Annotated in this window: 14 protein-coding genes; 4 read left to right on the forward strand and 10 right to left on the reverse strand. The window is 45.3% G+C overall.

What is annotated here, in order from left to right; genetic code table 11:
- Window positions 1-2: 2 nt before the first annotated feature.
- The 5 genes from LQZ07_RS23985 to LQZ07_RS24005 all read right to left on the reverse strand — a co-directional run bounded on the left by LQZ07_RS23985 (window position 3) and on the right by LQZ07_RS24005 (window position 5,578).
- Window positions 3-1,532, reverse strand: coding sequence for a tripartite tricarboxylate transporter permease (locus LQZ07_RS23985; protein ID WP_227981624.1), 1,530 nt, complete (start codon window positions 1,530-1,532; stop codon window positions 3-5).
- Window positions 1,533-1,563: 31 nt separating this feature from the next.
- Window positions 1,564-2,346, reverse strand: coding sequence for a tripartite tricarboxylate transporter TctB family protein (locus LQZ07_RS23990; protein WP_152785190.1), 783 nt, complete (start codon window positions 2,344-2,346; stop codon window positions 1,564-1,566).
- Between the two features lie 104 nt (window positions 2,347-2,450).
- Window positions 2,451-3,479 carry a tripartite tricarboxylate transporter substrate binding protein gene (locus LQZ07_RS23995; protein WP_152785188.1) on the reverse strand — a complete coding sequence of 343 codons (1,029 nt, stop codon included), beginning with the start codon at window positions 3,477-3,479 and terminating at the stop codon, window positions 2,451-2,453.
- Window positions 3,480-3,581: 102 nt separating this feature from the next.
- Window positions 3,582-4,685, reverse strand: coding sequence for an isocitrate/isopropylmalate dehydrogenase family protein (locus LQZ07_RS24000; protein WP_194164208.1), 1,104 nt, complete (start codon window positions 4,683-4,685; stop codon window positions 3,582-3,584).
- Between the two features lie 212 nt (window positions 4,686-4,897).
- Window positions 4,898-5,578, reverse strand: a complete 681-nt coding sequence (locus LQZ07_RS24005; RefSeq protein WP_152785186.1) for a GntR family transcriptional regulator — start codon at window positions 5,576-5,578, stop codon at window positions 4,898-4,900.
- Between the two features lie 137 nt (window positions 5,579-5,715).
- Between LQZ07_RS24005 and otnK the strand changes: the two genes are divergently transcribed.
- The 4 genes from otnK (at window position 5,716) to LQZ07_RS24025 (ending at window position 9,228) form a co-directional block, all read left to right on the forward strand.
- Window positions 5,716-6,990 carry a 3-oxo-tetronate kinase gene (gene otnK, locus LQZ07_RS24010; protein WP_152785184.1) on the forward strand — a complete coding sequence of 425 codons (1,275 nt, stop codon included), beginning with the start codon at window positions 5,716-5,718 and terminating at the stop codon, window positions 6,988-6,990.
- A complete protein-coding gene (locus LQZ07_RS24015) occupies window positions 6,987-7,637 on the forward strand; it encodes an aldolase (protein ID WP_152785182.1) in 651 nt (216 codons plus the stop codon). The genes otnK and LQZ07_RS24015 overlap by 4 nt, the downstream gene beginning before the upstream one ends.
- A gap of 22 nt (window positions 7,638-7,659) precedes the next feature.
- Window positions 7,660-7,947 carry a putative quinol monooxygenase gene (locus LQZ07_RS24020; RefSeq protein ID WP_152785181.1) on the forward strand — a complete coding sequence of 96 codons (288 nt, stop codon included), beginning with the start codon at window positions 7,660-7,662 and terminating at the stop codon, window positions 7,945-7,947.
- Between the two features lie 84 nt (window positions 7,948-8,031).
- The gene (locus LQZ07_RS24025) at window positions 8,032-9,228 is read left to right on the forward strand and encodes a winged helix-turn-helix domain-containing protein (RefSeq protein WP_152785179.1); all 1,197 of its coding nucleotides are present in this window, start codon (window positions 8,032-8,034) and stop codon (window positions 9,226-9,228) included.
- Between the two features lie 60 nt (window positions 9,229-9,288).
- Here LQZ07_RS24025 and LQZ07_RS24030 read toward each other — a convergent pair whose 3' ends face one another.
- The 5 genes from LQZ07_RS24030 to LQZ07_RS24050 all read right to left on the reverse strand — a co-directional run bounded on the left by LQZ07_RS24030 (window position 9,289) and on the right by LQZ07_RS24050 (window position 17,671).
- Window positions 9,289-11,709 (reverse strand): hypothetical protein, encoded by a 2,421-nt coding sequence (locus LQZ07_RS24030; RefSeq protein WP_194164207.1) that lies wholly within the window; start codon window positions 11,707-11,709, stop codon window positions 9,289-9,291.
- A 336-nt stretch (window positions 11,710-12,045) separates the two neighbouring features.
- Window positions 12,046-13,530, reverse strand: coding sequence for a hypothetical protein (locus LQZ07_RS24035; RefSeq protein WP_152785177.1), 1,485 nt, complete (start codon window positions 13,528-13,530; stop codon window positions 12,046-12,048).
- Window positions 13,531-13,622: 92 nt separating this feature from the next.
- Window positions 13,623-14,042 (reverse strand): DUF2141 domain-containing protein, encoded by a 420-nt coding sequence (locus LQZ07_RS24040; protein WP_194164206.1) that lies wholly within the window; start codon window positions 14,040-14,042, stop codon window positions 13,623-13,625.
- A gap of 62 nt (window positions 14,043-14,104) precedes the next feature.
- Window positions 14,105-16,495: a right-handed parallel beta-helix repeat-containing protein gene (locus LQZ07_RS24045; protein WP_152785173.1), complete on the reverse strand. Its 2,391-nt coding sequence runs from the start codon at window positions 16,493-16,495 to the stop codon at window positions 14,105-14,107.
- Window positions 16,496-16,819: 324 nt separating this feature from the next.
- Window positions 16,820-17,671, reverse strand: a complete 852-nt coding sequence (locus LQZ07_RS24050; protein ID WP_152785171.1) for an AraC family transcriptional regulator — start codon at window positions 17,669-17,671, stop codon at window positions 16,820-16,822.
- Window positions 17,672-17,687: the final 16 nt, after the last annotated feature.

Below are 17,687 nucleotides of genomic sequence, written 5' to 3' on the forward strand. Positions count from 1 at the left end.
GGTTAGCCTCCCACGGCTGGTTTAAATCGGCTAAACAAACGCTGAGTACAACGCTTTACGGGGCCAAATTGTGATAACAAGAAATACAAAATAAATAACACCAAAATTAAACATACTGGCCGTTGCAACATTGGTAAAAAACTACCGTCAGAGATCATCAAGGCACGACGTAAGCTTTCATCAGCCATTCCACCTAACACCAAGCCAATCACAAGCGGTGAAATGGGGAATTTATTCTCGCTCAACACAAAAGCCACAATGCCCACCGGCAGCATTAAATACAGATTGAACAAATTAAGACCCAAGGCGTAAGAGCCTAAAATACATAACACCCCCACAACCGGTATAAACAGTGGGCTAGGGATGCTTAAAATCTTTATCACTTGTTTAGCTAGCAGCATGCCGTTTGCCCACATAGCAAACGAAGCCATCACCATAATGGCGGTGATTTCTAGTAAAAATCCGGGATGTTCCGCTTCAATAGTAGGGCCAGGAACCACCCCATGTAACAGCAGTGCGCCCAGTAACATCGCTGCAGGCGGACTACCCGGAATACCCAGAGTGAGCAATGGGATCAGCGCCCCACCAATACTGGCATTATTAGCGGTTTCAGAAGAAACTAACCCCGCTGCACTGCCTTTACCAAACTCCTCTTGTTGCTGTTTAGTGGAGGTATTTTTTGCGGTGCTATACGAAACCCAACCGGCAATATCTTCACCTACACCAGGTACCGAGCCAATGCCAACACCAATCATTGAAGAACGAACGATATGTTTAATATTGCGCGCAATGGTGCGGAAATCTGGCAAAATTCGACCAAATTTTTCTGCTTTTCGCAGAGTTTGTTTCTCGGCTAGCACCCTAATAATTTGCGGTATAGCAAAAGCACCAATTAACACTGGCACAATCTCTAAGCCGCTATCTAGCTGGCTTTGCTCAAAGGTATAACGGGGATAAAACTGCAGGGTATCGCGGCCGATGGTGGCCATAAACAAGCCAATAAATCCGGCTATCCAACCCTTAACCACCAAATCACTGCTGGTTAAGGTGCCGCTAATTATAATGCCAAATAACGCCAGTAAGAAGAACTCCCAAGAGGTAAATTGCAAGGCAAAACTGGCGATAAGTGGCGATAACACTACCAAACAAATAAGCCCAATTACCGTACCAATTAGCGAAGCGGTAGTGGTTAAACCTAAGGCTCGCCCGCCATCCCCTTTTAGCGCTAAAGGATAACCGTCCATGGCGGTTGCTGCAGCAGCAGGCGTACCGGGAATATTGATTAAAATCGCTGGGTACGAGCCACCATAAATCGCCCCTACATACATGCCCAATAGCGATATAAGCGCGGTACTAGTATCCAGGTTGTAGGTAAGTGTTGTCAGTAAGGCCACGCCCAAAGTAGCAGTTAAGCCTGGCATAGAGCCAAATAAAATGCCGAGCAAGCTTGAGCCAAACAATACCAACAAGTTACTTGGCCTTGTACAAAGCTCAAACAAAATTCCAAAAAAATGTGCAAACTGGTCCATCATTATTGTTGTCCTATTTAGCCTGCAGAGGCCGCTACAAAGCTAAGATTTCATACCAAATATATTCCATTAATTTGATGACCGAGCCATATTCCACCGGCATAGGCACCTGTAATAGAAAGTTGAAAGAAAATACCAGTAACAGGGGTACAGCTAGCGCTGTTATTAGAATGTGATGACGTTTTTGTTGATTCACAGGACTTAGCCATAGCAACAGTAAACACACTACAATCGCGATGATCGCGCCAACATCACAGGCAAGTATTAATGGCTCATCAACCGTTGCTTCCATAGCCAACCAATAAAACTGCGGGGCAAACATCCAACGCATCGCCAATATGAATAAACTCAAGGCCAAGTTGGCTTGAATTATCACGTTTTTGAGCTTGTTGTTGTCCACATAAAATCGCAAACATAGGCTTAGCAAGAACATTACTGTCGCTAAGTAAAAATCTAATGAAGGAATGTATAAGTAGATATAAAGAGACAGTGCAGCAATCACATACCAGCGGTCTCGATTTACCGCCTTGCGATTATCACCTATCCAGCGGCTCAGCTTAAAAAACTCACTATGGCCTGCATTTTTAATCGCATTAATCAGCAATATACTACTGGCAATGCTTAATACCAGTAGCAAAATAAACGGGAACAGCGCGGGCGAAACATACCAGCGACTATCTACACCGCCAAAACTGCCGCTCATAGGAAAAGACAAGGTTTCCCAAGCTAAATAAGCGCACAGAGCCAATAATACAACCGACACCTTAAAGTCAGTTTGGCGTAAACGAGTGGCACCTTCAGGATTATTGCGATTCATTTGGTATACCTAAGAAAGTATTGAAAACCAAGTATAGTCAAATACTTAAATGTCACTATTTGTGCTCTCCTCCCCGTGGGCAAGAGAGCAAAGCCAGTACAAACTTAAATTTTAGGAATACCAAATTGGCTGGGTTCAACCTTAGCCGAACCTAACTCCCACAAGGTCCACGAGAAATTAGATTCAAGCTTAGAGAAAATATCTTTAGCCTGCGCGCCATGTGCGCCACTGAGCGAATAGAGGTTTTTATCGGCCCATTGCTTGACGGAGTCTGAGGCCATGGCCGCTTCAAACGCTTCACCTAACTTAGCTTTTACTTCTGCCGGCGCATCATCTCGCACTGCAAAACCAATGGCTTGGCTAATCGGTAAGTAGTCAGACAAACTAGCATAACTGCTAAATGCCGAAGGAATCGTGCCTACATCAGGAATGGTAAAATCTTGCTCAACCAACATCGCTAAGGGGCGTAATTGGCCGGCGCGCAATAATGCCGCTTGCTCTGCAGCAGAAGTAACCACAACGGTGATTTCTCCAGTAGCTGCGGCAGTTTGCGAAGGAGCAGAGCCAGGGTAAGGAACAAACTTAAATGCCGCACCGGTGCCTTTTTCTAGCGCTAACAAATTAAGGTGATGAATAGAACCCGCGCCACCAGCACCCGCTTTAATTGAGCCAGGTTGCTGCTTAGCCGCATCAATTAACTCTTGCAGACTATTGTAAGGAGAGCTAGCACTCACCGAGATAAGATCGGGTGAGCCGCCAACAATAAAGGGAGACCACACATTAAAGCGCTGATCCCAACCACCATTTACCGCCGCGGTAACATTTGACTCGGATAAGCCCACTAGGTTGTAGCCATCGGCTTTCTTGCTAAACACACTGCTCATGCCAATCGAACCAGCCACCCCGCCAGTTTTATTCGTCACCTTAATGCTCACATCCAAGGCTTTGGCCATTTCAGCCATAATCATTCTGTTAATACTGTCGGTACCACCACCAGCACCCCACACCACGGTATTTGTAATGGTGCGAGAAGGATAGGTTTTTGCCGCCATAACCGGCTGACTAATACTCGCCAGCACTAAGGTGGCGCTTGCCGCAAATAATGCGATTTTAGATTTATAATTAGCTTTCATGTTATGCCCTCTTCAGAATCATAGATTGTTTCTGCTTAATCGACATTCAAGGCTGATTACTACGCAGATTTGAACGTGAATTAGTTCTTTATTTTTATAAACTTAAAGTAACGCCAAACTACTAAATACTTTATGGGTGATGGCTTCTGTGCCATCGCTGCCGCCTAACTCATATGGCAGAATTTCTCCGCTGGCATAGGCCAGCTCAATGGCCTTATCGATAAACCTTCCAGCCTGTTGAATATCGCTATTTTGGTGTTGCAAACCCAGCCAGTTCAGCATCATCGCCGCCGACATAAACATCGCGGTGGGGTTGGCTTTGCCTTGACCAATAATATCCGGGGCGCTGCCGTGACAAGGTTGAAACACCGCATGTCGCTCGCCAATATCTGCCGATGGCGCCATGCCCATGCCTCCCATTAGCCCAGCACCTAAATCCGACAATATGTCGCCAAACATATTCTCGGTAACCATCACATCAAACTGCCAAGGCTGGCGCACCAACTGCAAAGCAGCAGCATCAACATATATATGTGAAGCCGCTAAACTAGGGTGATTAGCAGCAACCTCATCAAAGATTTGTCGCATGTAATAAAACGAGCCCAATACATTGGCTTTATCTACACAAGTCACTTCGCCCTTGTAACCTAAACCCTTGCGCTGCTTGGCTAAGCTGAAGGCAAACTCAAATAGCCGCTCACAACCTTTACGGCTAATTTTTTGGGTGTCTGTGGCAAACTCTTCCGAGCCACTACCGTTAATGCCAAAGCTTTCTCGGCTAGCAAATAGGCCTTCGGTACTCTCTCTTATCAATACAAAATCCAGCTGCTTACCGCGGGCGTCTTCCAACGGTAGCGGAATACCGGGCAAGGTTTTTACCGGGCGAACACCAGCAAATAAATCTAAGGTTTCACGCAGTTCTAACTGGGGAGCAATTTCACGGCCATCGGGATAACGAATACTTGGCATACCCATACACGCCAACAAGGTCGCGTCAGAATTTTTGGCGTGCTCCATGGCCTGCTCAGGAAGTGCAATGCCGTGTTGTTGGTAGTAGTTCGCACCTGCTTCAAAGCTGGTGAAGTTAAGCTTTAGCCCACCAACTTTATCAATTGCCGCCTGGATCAACGCTAAGCACGCAGGGGTAATTTCTATACCTATGCCATCGCCAGGAAACACGGTGATTTCAAATATCTGTTTGCTCATAAGCTACATTCACTCCTTGTGAATTGGGCAAGTGAAGTTTCTGCCAACAATCAATGTATACATTAATTTGTACATAAATGTATACCCATGATTTACTTTGTCAACATTTAATTAACAAATATTTGACCAGCGAATAATGAAGCACAGCTACTACAGCCATTAAAAAAGCCGCTAGAAGCGGCTTGGAATAACGAGCAACCCAGTGGGTCAGCTTAGATATTGGCTAAGCGTAGTTTTTCTAACAAAGCGACCATAGCTTTGCCGCCTTTAATCCTATGCTCACGATGAATATCGGCTGCTTTAATTGGGTCTCGTTCGCGAATAGCCTGCACCACCTCACTATGATCTTTGGTTGAATCATGGGGCGTATCACGTAGGTGCAAGGTAACAAAGCGTACACGGTGTGCCTGACCCCAAAACTGCAGTACCACATCTTTTAGCCGTTGGTTGTCGGTGAGATCCAATAGAGTGTGGTGAAATTCTTCATCCGCTTCGGCCCAAGCTTCTAAATTATCCTGCTGCAGAGACTCGGCCATTCTTGCAGTAGCTTTTTCTAAACGTTGTAATTGTTGCTCGCTTAACCCCTTGCTCGCCAAGGTGCCAATCGCTTGCGATTCTAAAGCGGTGAGAATTTCGTAGATATCACGCATATCATCAGGAGAAATCGGCTTAACCCGAATACCATGGCGCGGCTGAATCTCAATTAAACCTTCCCGCTCTAAGCGAACGCAGGCTTCCCTCACTGGGGTTCGACTAATATTCAAACGCTCTACCAATACCTTTTCTAGGTATTGAGTTCCCACTTTAAACTCATTGTTCAAAATTAACTCGCGCAAGGTTTGATAAGCCACCTGAGCGAGCGGTAGGTCTTGGCGTTTGGTAGTTACAGACATCGATTTACTCTTCCAGTAAGTGATTAGTTAGAGCCAAATTCTCTATTGATTTTGGGATTATTACACAAATTAATGTATACATTAAGTTATTCATCAATCTATACTGCGATTAGTTTTTGTACTTAAGGGATTAAGCAATGGCAACAAAACCGCTACTCGGCGTTATTGCCGATGACTTCACTGGCGCCTCCGACATGGCTAGCTTTTTGGTGAAAGGTGGCATGAGCTGCACTCAAATCAATGGCTTAGCCAGTACTCACAAGCAAACCCTTAATAGTGACGCGATTGTGCTAGCCTTAAAAACCCGCACCGTAACGGTGGAACAAGCGCTCGAGCAAAGCCTGCAGGCCTTCGAGTTTTTGCTTGAACAGGGCTGCCAATACTTCTACTTTAAATATTGCTCCACCTTTGACTCCACGGCAAAAGGTAACATTGGCCCAGTCATCGATGCCCTGTTAGCGCGACTAAACTTAGCTCAAGCCATTATTTGCCCAGCCTTACCAGCGAATGGCAGAACCGTTTATCAGGGGCATTTGTTTGTTTATCAGCAATTGCTTAGTGATAGCCCATTAAAAGACCACCCGCTCACGCCAATGGGCGATTCGCGGGTAGCCGAGCTACTACGGCCACAAGTTGCCCCTGCTTATCAGCAAGCCATTGAACACCTAAGTATTGATGATTTAAATGCAAAGCAACTAAACCCAAGCCAGCAACAGGCACGTTACTTAATTTGTGACTGCATCAACCAACAACATTTATCGCAAATAGCTCAACTCATCGCCCAACAACCTGCAATGCTGCTAACTGGCGGTTCTGGCTTAGCTGAATACATGGCGCAGCTATTAACAGCGCGAGGACACACGCTTTCCCAGCAACATCAGTGCGCGGTAAAACCCTTACCTCAACCGGTGCTGATAATTGCAGGCTCATGCTCCAAGGCAACTCGAGAACAAATTGCCGAGGCCAACGCTTTACCGCAATTTTGTGTTAATCCCGTCAAGCTGGCCAAAGGTGAACTTAAGCTAAAACACATATTGGACTGGATACACCAGCAACAGGCTCCAGCAGTATTGGTTTACTCCTCGCAAGCACCAGAACAAGTAAGCCAAACTCAACAGTTACTAGGCCAGCAAAACATTGCTGAGAAAATAGAGAATCTACTAGCGCAAACGGCGGTGCAATCTAAAGCAAGTAATATTGTGGTGGCAGGCGGCGAGACCTCTGGCGCAGTGGTAAGCGCCTTAAACATAAGCAGTTTTAACATAGGGCCATCCATTTGCCCGGGCGTTCCAATTATGCAGTCTAACGATCAGCGTGCTATTAGCCTTGCCTTAAAGTCTGGCAACTTTGGCGACAAACACTTCTTTAACCAAGCCGTGAGCTTAATTCAACAATTGGGAGCGCAAGCATGAACCACGCCCAGCAACTGGACCAAGCCAAACGTTGCATTATCAAGTTTGGATTGTCGATTTTTCAACGCGGGCTTACTGGCGGCGCCTCCGCCAATATGAGCATTGCCCTAGACCACGGTTTTGTTGTCACCCCTACTAATTCATGTTTTGGCTTTCTTGAATACGACGACTTATCGGTTTTGGACGCCAAAGGAGATTTAGTGAGTGGCAAGCCAGCATCTAAGGAGTTTTTGTTGCATCAATGTTTTTATCAACAGCAGTCCGCCATGCGCTGCGTGCTGCACCTGCACAGCACTTACTCTACGGCAGTGTCCTGCTTAAAAGGCTTAAATAAAAGTGACGCAATCCCTGCGCTTACTCCTTATTTGCGAATGCGTTTAGGAGCAATTGCTATGGTTGATTATCATCCGCCGGGCAGCTCCGATTTGGTGGATGCCCTAAAGCAACAAGCAGCTAATTACTGTGGCGTATTAATGGCCAATCACGGGCCAATAGTAGCCGCCGATAGCCCGGAAAAAGCGCTGTATGCCATGGAAGAGCTCGAAGAAAGCTGCAAACTACAACTCTTGCTGGGCCAACAGCCTGTCAATTACTTAAGCCAACAACAAGTCGAGTACTTACAAAACGCCTACACCGGCAAGTTATAAATCAACCATCAGGAGATCAACTATGTACGTAATCACAGTGCTGTTCTCAATTAAGCCTGCATATTTATACAAGTTCTTGCCAGAGATGCTGACCAATGCAGCTACCTCTTTGAAACAAGAACCAGGCTGCTTGCAGTTTGATGTGTGCCAATCAACAGAGAACACCAATCAGGTTTATCTCTACGAGGTTTACCAACACCAACACGCCTTTGACGATCACCTAAACTCAGTTCATTTTTTGTCTTTCAACGAAACCACCAAAAACTGGATAGAAGACAAGCAAATAAGCAGCTACATTCAGCTAAAATAAACCAAGGCTAGCGCTTGGTTTGCCATAGCTTAGCAACGTAATGCAGGCTAAGCTGTTGCTATTATTACTACTTAAGCGTTGCCAATGACCGAAAAGCTCTCGCAACAACAAGCCAGAAAACTGGTTTTACACTCTCAGCGCTTGCCATCTGCTAAAACCAAAGGCTCGGCGCTTGATGCCAGCCTAGCGGCGATAGAACAGCTAGGTTACGTGCAAATAGACACTATATCGGTAATTCAGCGCGCTCATCACCATACTTTGTGGTGCCGCAACCCTCGCTATCGGTTAAGTCATCTCGATACCCTAATGCGTAAGCACCAGGTATTTGAATACTGGTCTCATGCAGCAGCGTATTTACCGATGCGAGATTACCGCTTTAGCTTGCTACGTAAACAGGCTTTTGCCAATGGCCAACAAAAGCACTGGTATCAAAAAAACCACGACTTAATGGATGCGGTGTTAAAGCGAATTGCCGATGAAGGTCCACTCATGGCCAAAGACTTTGAACATCAGGGAAAAAAGACTGCTGATTGGGCAAGCAAACCAGCAAAACAAGCCTTGGAATGTTTGTTTATGCAAGGAGACTTAATGGTGCCTTATCGCCATAACTTTCATAAGGTTTATCAACTTACCGAAAAAGTATTGCCAAGCAACACAGATACCCGCATTCCTAGCCAGCAAGAATACTGCAGGCACTTAATACAGCGCTACTTAAGTGCTAACGGCATTGGTCTGGTAAGCGAGATGAGCTATCTACTTAAGAACCTAAAAGGCCCCTTGAATCATTGTTTAAATGACATGTTATTAAACGGTGAGGTCATTAAAGTAGCGGTTGCTGGGCAAACTTATTACGCGCTAGAAAACAGCTTAAGCTTACTCAACAAACCGCTGGCTCGCAGCAAACTAAAGATTTTGTCGCCCTTCGACAACCTAGTAACTCAACGTAAACGTCTGCAGCAGCTGTTTAACTTCGATTATCTTATCGAATGCTATGTGCCAAAAGCGAAGCGCCAATACGGCTATTTTTGTTTACCTATTTTGTGGGAAGGCCAACTAGTCGCAAGAATGGATTGCAAAGCCGAGCGCCAAACTCGCACCTTGCACATTTACAACTTGGTGTTGGAGCCAAGCCTTAAAAACATAACCAAGTTTAGCGAGGCATTAAGCAAAGAACTTAGCGCTTTTATGCAGTTTAACCAATGTGAACATTTACAAGTTCATCAAACATCTGAACGCCCACTAACTAAAACCTTAACTCAGCATTTCACTAACGGTATGTAACAGGGGCTAAAGCACTACCATTGCTAAGTAGCCCCAAAATAGGGCTACTTACAGATTCAATTATTCTTGCTTATGCGAATCCCAATCGCCTAAAGGCCACATTTTTTTAGCCCAAATTAGGGTTCTGTTGATGCTCGCTTCGCTAACTCCCATTGCACGCAGCTGAGGAATTAAACGAAAAGTATTGCGTCCTTGGTGGGCTCCCCACTCAAATGGCCAAGGCCTGCCAGTACCGTCGAAACACTCGTTACAAGCAGTAATATCGTTACTATCAGGTTGCTCAACCACTCGGTTTTGATTAGCTGCGGCCCACTCTTCAGCGGTGCCGTTTTCAGCATCTTCTGCTAAATCAACCAACATCGCATCAATCAGCTGTCGCCAAAGGTCAAGTCCAACGCCAGAGGGGAGTGAAGTATCACCACGTTTGTTCGACCATAAGTAAAAAGGTTGAGCGGTGCGCAGATCTAAGCCAGCTTCTACCCCATATTGACCGTTTGTTTGCTGCTGACGCATTTTTATCATACCAGCCCAATAACGAAAGCTCTGCGGTTCTGGTGAACCAGTATGTAAATCTTCAACAAAACCAATGGTGTAAATAAAGTGGCTAGGTGCTGTACGTCGATAGCCAGGATTAATCACTAGCTGTAAATGGTACCAAGCGGTACTTTCATACTCACCAACTAACTCATGTTGATAGGTGAAATTACGCGAGCGATATCCCAAAAAGTGCGGAGCCCTAAAAAACACATTTTGCCCTTCAACCACCCAACCTCTAGGTTCACTAGCATCAACACAGGTGCCTCCTGCACATATCGGGGTGGTTAATTCAGCAGAGCGTTCTTCTAGATTATTGCCATGGTTTAATTCCCATAATTTGACAGTAATCCAAGCACCTAAACCTTGTTTAGCCAACTCTACGGCCCATACTTTTTCTGGATCATAACGGGTATTTTCACAGTCATCCGGGTCTATGCCTGGTGCACTAATTGCCAAAAAATCCGCGATATAGCCATCGGCAGCCCTAAAAGAATCGCCATTACGTATGTTTTGAGTAAAACAAGTTCCCCCTCGGCCAGACCACGCCTTAAGCTTGTTAAACATATTTCCCATGGCCTGTGGGCTTAGATTGTCTTTAGCTTGCTGGTAGATGTAATCATAAAACGGCTGGTCGATAGCATTGCCTTTGTCGTCAGCTAACACCGCATCAGCGCTTAAGTCATAAGCATCAGAAGGGTGAATAAACGGCAGCCATTGATTCCAATCAGGCATTTGCAGTGCCACTGGAAGCTCGCGCATATTGAGTTGGCCAAAGCGCGAAGCCACCTCGCTCACGGCAGTATCTTCAGGGAACAAGTAAGGCTTCATATCACTGTCTTTATCAAGAACAGCGCTTAAACCAGCGCCCGCTGCCCATTCAAATACCGGTCGCTCGTCTATACCAACTCCTGGTTGGTAGGGTGGGTTCCAAGGGCGCGCATATTGAGACGTGGCAATCGGCAATCTGCGAATGTAAGCCGCTATCTGCTCGCCTTGTTTATAAGACAAGCCATGAAAAGTAGAACGTTTGATGATCGAGTAATTAGAGTAGTTAAAATAAGCTAAATCGCGTCCACTCTCCGCATGGCAGTCTGCACAAGAGGCATTGATTTGCCCATTACTACTGCCTGCTCCGGATAACTGCCCATCTAAAGAGTCAATAAACGGATCGTATAGTACCTTATTGGCACGCCACCACTGCGACCCTAAACGCACATCATCGTCATCATTGCTAGTAACAGGAGCAGCCCAATCTTCAGGATTATCGTAAGTAAATAACGCATCATCTAATACCGATTCAGTGGCATCCTCTCCGCGCAACAAGTTGAACGCTAACACCCTAAAACCAATAGATTTTTTGTCAGCATTAACATGCTCAAAAGTAATGGTATTGAGGCCTTGAATTAAACCGGAGACAGGAAGTGTAAAACTTACTGTCCTAAAAGCACCACCTATACCCCCATAGCCAGCAGCTGGCCCTTCAAGCTCTATGTCCATATTACCTACCACGCTGGCACTATCGCTTAGTGTGTAATGCTTAATCGAAATTAACTCTCCTCCGTTAATACGAACACCCGCTTTAGTGATTAAGGGATTAGCGTCCAGCGCATGATCATGATATCCACAAGCATGGCATTGCAGATGAAGGTGACTAATTCCCACTGCGTTCTCAAGCGCAAAAGACTTCACGACTTGAGTACCACTAGGACCAAATACTTCAAGGGGCAAGGATATTAGCTCTGGCTCTGGCTCTGGCTCTGGCTCTGGCTCTGGTTCTGGCTCTGGTTCAGGTTCTGGTTTAGGGCTGGGTACTGTTTCTGTATTCCCTGATTGAGAGCTTTCAGCGTTATCATCGGCGCTGCCACACGCAGACAAAAGCGAAAATAACAACAAAATCAGGCCACATTTTAGGTGATGTCGAGTTAGCATTTTATTAGATCTCATTATATTTACCGTTATCGAATCAGCTTAAATAACAAGCAACCCGAGCAGAGATCCAGTTCACATTTTATTCGGCTTAAAGTCTATCAAGCTTAGTCATTTGACTATTTGTATGCCAACAAAGTGGGAGGTGCATCACACAATATAGACCAGGCCAACCTTAATTAAATATATGATATTTAAGTATTTCCAATGTTATTTCACATTCTGTGATGTTTCCTAAGGGTAAGCTTAAGGCCGCTTTTTACAAGCCAACGAACTAGTGTCCAATCTGCGGCTAGGGATTACGTTAGCAAGGGTAAAACAGAACTAAACCACTGATATTGGTGAGTACTATTATTAAAACCTACGATTTAAACCAGCAATAAACTGGCGACGATCACCACCAAAACCTACATATTCAAACATGGCAGACCAATAGGCATTAAAGTTGAAGTTAGCGCCCACTAAACCCTGCCATTTATCGGTATTTTCTTGGCGAATTTTGTAGTCGATAGAGAGATCCGTGCCGGGAATCGGCTGGTTACCGTCGATGCGTAATTCACTATCCAAATAACTTACCCCGCCATATACCGCTAAACTGCGGTCATCCTCAAACTGGAACAATTTGCCAGCCCGCGGCACAGCGCTAAACACAATGCCATCGCTGTTGGTTCTGTCCATATCGGCGTAGGTAAAGGTGAGCGGTACTGCCAAAAAGTAAGAGCGCCAGCCGCCGGCTAATACCGTACCGACACTATAGCTATAGCCGTCTACGTCTACATTCACATTAAACGGCACCGTTTCTTTACCTTCTAATACGCGACAAGCAGGGTGGCTAATAATGCCGGAACAATCTATTTCTAGCTGCTCCAGTAAATCATCACCGTTTAGCGCAAAATTAACATTGGCTTCGCCGGTAATTCGGCCAAAGGTGCCAAACACATTCATAAAAGGAAATATCCAAGCGTCCACTTTAATCTGTGGCGTTTGGGTGTGGTTATCATTATCGCTAAACGCGACAAAATCGATGGGTACATTGGCACCACTGCCACCAGCACCCACTTCCAACTCATCGAGATCCATGTGCTGATAGGTATCAACATAGATAAAACTAATGCCAATAGGCAAGGGAAGATCGTAGCCCAAATCAATCACTCGCTGCCCATAAAATGGCAATACCCGGTCCCATTTTCGTGGCGAGTGCTCAGTTTGGCTACCAGGTGATTTAATATCACGCATGGGTAGGGTGGTTTTATTTAAGCCGCTATCGGTAAGTTCTTCATTGCGCGATAAGTTCACCAATACCGCAGAGCCCGAAACATTAGCTCCGCTATCGTTCACCACATATGCTGGAATATTGTGTTGGTTCACTTCTATGGTACTAGCATAAGTTTGGCCACTTTCCCCCAAACGCCATTCGGCCGACACGCCAGTGCCCCAACCACCTTGAGTAAAGGCGTCGATGCTCTGCTGATCTTCGAACAAGCCAATAATGTAATAGGAGCTTAAACCCAGGCCCACGCCTACATCGTAGCGCTCCACGTCCATATAGGTAATGCTGTCGTCTTGCTTATTGTAAAGAGCCCCCAAGCCGCTGGACTTGCCTAACACTGGTACCTTAAAGCTAGATAGCTCAGAGGAGAAGTAGCCTTCGGCTTGGTCGAGTTCTTGCTGTAGGTCGGGATTTAGTGCTACCAAGCGCTCAATAGCCGTTTTGGCTTGTTGCTCAACTTGCTGTCGCACAGCCTCTCGCTCACCACTTGGAATCACGGTTTTGCTAGAACAAGCAGCCAAGGTAAACAGGGCAAATATGCCAAGGCAAAAGCCTAGAGGATTTCTCATTACTATCCTTGTTGCGTTGAAGCTGCATCCTGCAGCCCAATTTAGTGAAGAGGCGATCTGCTAATCGCTATGAATCAACAATAAGCAATTGCTCAAATTTCTTCAATTTTAATTCGAATTACCTGCGCTTGCCCAGTTAGTTTAATTTTAGCGTCTTGGTAGCTTGGTGGGCCAAAATTCCCCTTGGGGTTGTTACTCATACCAGTTGGCTCTTTGGGAATGCCAAACCAATTGGTATCAAGAACTCCGTTAGCATTTTTATCATGATAAACGTTTATCGCACACTCGGCAGGGAGAGGGTCACTCACACTAATGCGTAACTCACCGTTAGCCACATTTTTTACTGGCACGGTTTTACTAAAAATAGGCTGCTTCAAATAGCTTTCACTAGAGTCCCATACTCTAAGCACTATTTGCCCTTCTGCCGAACTTACCCCCACTACATCGATATGCACATCTGCAGCAAATACATAGCATGGCAGTGTTGCGATGAGATGCACCCAATTTTTCATACAACGCCAACCTCTAATTAACCAACACAACATGCAGGCCATGCTCGCTTAGCTCTTTTTAACTATGGCTGATTAATCCGTTTACTCAAACGCCATGTCGCCAGTAGTAACAACAATACCATCTCATACCCACTGCTGCCGCCACCACTTTCTGAACCTTGGCTAGGCTGGTCTGGGTCTGGGTCTGGGTCTGGGTCTGGGTCTGGGTCTGGGTCTGGGTCTGCAGTTTGGTCCTTAATGGTTACAACAACTGTATTATTCTCACCTAACAGTGCGTTGCTAGGTGCTTGCAAAGTTATCACCAAGGTTTCATCACCCTCAAGCAATGCATCGGCAAGAGCCTGCACCTTTAACAAACCTTCGGTTCCAGCATTAATCGCGATATCACCGGTGCTTAGGTTATGATCGTTACTATCGGCAGTGCCACTTAGTTGATAGGGAATAATTACCGGATAGGTGGCTGCGGCCGTAGATAAATTAAGCCTAAGCGTTATTTCTTGGCCTTCGTTAAGCTCAACATTTGAAACAACAAAGTTAACTAAAGGCAGGCTCACTTCGGGATTAATGCAGTCTTCTCCAGGCAGGCCGTAACAGCCATTACCTGTAGGGCCCAGCTTACGATCCCAATCAATACCGGCCACCCAATTGGCATTATCACCACCACGCTCATAAGCACCTACATCGGGTTTACCATCTAATACATCGTCGGTAATGCCGGATATCACCCTGCCCACATCGATGGGGCTAGCGTTAGCTTTAAGGCGAAAGTCTCCATTTTCATAATCCTCAAACGGAGAGTCAGCCACCGTTAGGTTATTTTGTTTATCCGATTGCGGCTCCCACGAGCTTTTATCCGACAAGTTATTCCAAACATTTACATTAGAAAACTCAGTTCCCTCTTTATGCCACGCGCCCATGGTGGCACTGCCGTTCCATAAAGTATTGTTGTAAATGTTAATGTCGGTGCCATTCCAGTTAATTTGAATATTCGACCACTCGGTATTCCAAATTACGTTGTGGTGAACCTCAAAACCGGCCGCGTCGTTATCTAAATAAATACCCGCCGCTTTGCTTTTACTACCCGATGAATAAGCATCATGCAGCCAGTTATGGTGAATCTCGCTGTTGCTTGGGCCACCCACGGTGTAAAACAAGCCACAATCATCGGCAATCAAGTTACTGCGCGACACATCGTTATAGGCATACTCAGCATTGTTATTAAAAGCTTGAATCGCATCGCGCCCAGCGCGAGTAATGGTATTGTTAAGTACCTTAGTATTGTTACCACCACGGGCATTGATAATCGCGTCGTAGTTACCCAAGTAATTAAAATCATGAATGTAAGAGTTAATAATTTGGGTATTTTCAGCTGAATCATAAATGCCAGTGCCCGAGCCAAAACCAATTTCACTTTTTTCGATAACATTGTTTAGCGAGTTATATTTTCCCCAATCGCTACGAATATTAATACTCTGATTATTCGAAGAAAATCCGCTTACCACACCCAAGGTGTAGTTACCGTACAAACTGGTTACACCGTAAATATGGTTATTGGATGCGCCATTAGTAATCTCGATAGACCCACCAAACACCGCCAAGTTTTTAATATGAATGTAACTGCGCGCAGATAAATCGATGGTTTGTTCACGTTTGCGCATCTGTACTTGGTTTTCGCTAGGCATTTCACCATTGGGTAGCTGCACATACAGCTTTTTAGTGTCAGCATCAAAGTACCATTCGTTTTGGTAATCTAAAGCTTGTTTAATCCCCTGCAGAAAAAATTCGCCACCATCGGCAGGGGCATGAAAAGTGCGGATCCAAGTAGGGTTTTTATCCAGTTCAAAACTCACTTGGGTGGGAGTGCTACTGGTAATAAATGCACGCCACGTTGTCCAACCAGAGCCCGGCTTATCTCCGTAAAAATATAGCGAACCGCCTTTCGACCAATCCGCATCGGGGATGCCTGGTGCATAATCTAAATAGGCGTTATTGGCAACATCGCTGCCGCTACCACCAGTATTTCTTAAAGAGTTTTGGGTAAAAGGGTCACCATCAATATTATTTGGCCAACGCGCCAAATCCATTGCAGTGTTGCCTTGCATAACAAAATTAGACTGGCCTAAATCCCAGCCAACGTCGGCAACGTAAATATTTTCAGCGTCTAGCGACCAACCATTCACCGCTTCCATGGCGGTAATAATCACTTTCTCATCTTGATAAGGCTGAAATACAATCGGCTGATCAGCAGTGCCAGAATGGCTAGGGCGTAATACTTCGTGGTAACTACCTGCTCTAATGTTTACCACGTCACCGGCTTGCGCCAGCTCAGCGGCTTTAGCAAGCGTTAAAAAAGGGCTGGCCAAGGTGCCTGCGTTTGCGTCGTTGCCGTTAGTAGCAACATAATAATTAGCTGCACTAAGTGGAAAACACACAGCTAATAACGCTACTAACATCCCTGTTTTTGATAAGTTCCTTTGCACCACGCGCTCTCATTATTATTACTTTTAATATTAGTGAGCGGAACTCTATACTAATTAAGACAAGCGATCAATTTATTATAAAACAAAGACTTAAATTGTATTATATATATTTAGAAAGGGCCGAGAGCGTCATATTGATAACAACTGTTAGATTGAGTTTAGGTAAAGCCTGGGGGTTAATAAAGCAGGTGTTGCAAGCCATTAAACTTGGCTAAGGAAACGCAGCTTGGGATACAACAAAGTTGGCTCCCTCACCAAGCGATGTAAAGCAACTCAGATCCTTATTATTTATTCCTTTTATTCGTAACTAGCAGCAGAACTCACCCCACCATAAACATCAATGGTTAAGCCACGCTCTTTTTCATAGTTTTTTGGCGTAAAGCCTAACTGCTTTTTAAGATGTCGAATCAAATGAGGTTGGTCGCTAAAGCCAAACCTAAACGCGATATCTACCCAATCTAGCTCTGCTGATTCACGCTGGTACACATACTCCAACATAGCCTCCAAGCGATTCATCGATTGGCATTGTTTAAGCGTTAGCCCCGTTACCCGCTGAAAACTTCTTTCCAAGGTTCGCTGCGAGCAGTAAAGCTGCTCACCTAGATCTGAAATTGCGCTTTTGTCCAGATATTGCAGGACTTTACGGGTAATTTTACTGTGCTGATCCTCATTGCTCTCTGCTAGCCATGACTCAAGCAGAGAATCTAAGTGTTTACCGCATCGTTCTGCATTATCTCGCGCCAATTCAATCAATGCGTTCTCATCTATACCTAGCTGTTTGAACAACCTTGAGTCTTTAACAGGCTCCACCTTATCAAGTGCCAACGGATGAGCAGTGAAATGAGGCACACTATATAGCGCACCAACATGAAACTTTACTCCAAGGTGAACAAAGGGTTTTGAGTGATCTAACGCCAAGGTTTGTTGGTGTGGATACAAGCAATGACTGCCTTCACCCACAGCGATACCTGGGTTTAGATCGTAATGATACGTTTGGCTCGGCGGGGAAATGATTAAATGCGCCGAAGGATCTGGATTCAGTTTAGGATACTGGTAAGCAGTAGAGTCTGGCGTTTTTTCGATTAACCAATAGCATTCAACATATTTAGCAACAATTAACGACTGTGGTGACTGTAACCAATGAATCATGCCGCTCTCCGCCTAT

This window comes from Agarivorans sp. B2Z047 (assembly GCF_023373605.1).
GTDB classification, from domain to species: Bacteria; Pseudomonadota; Gammaproteobacteria; order Enterobacterales; family Celerinatantimonadaceae; genus Agarivorans; species Agarivorans albus.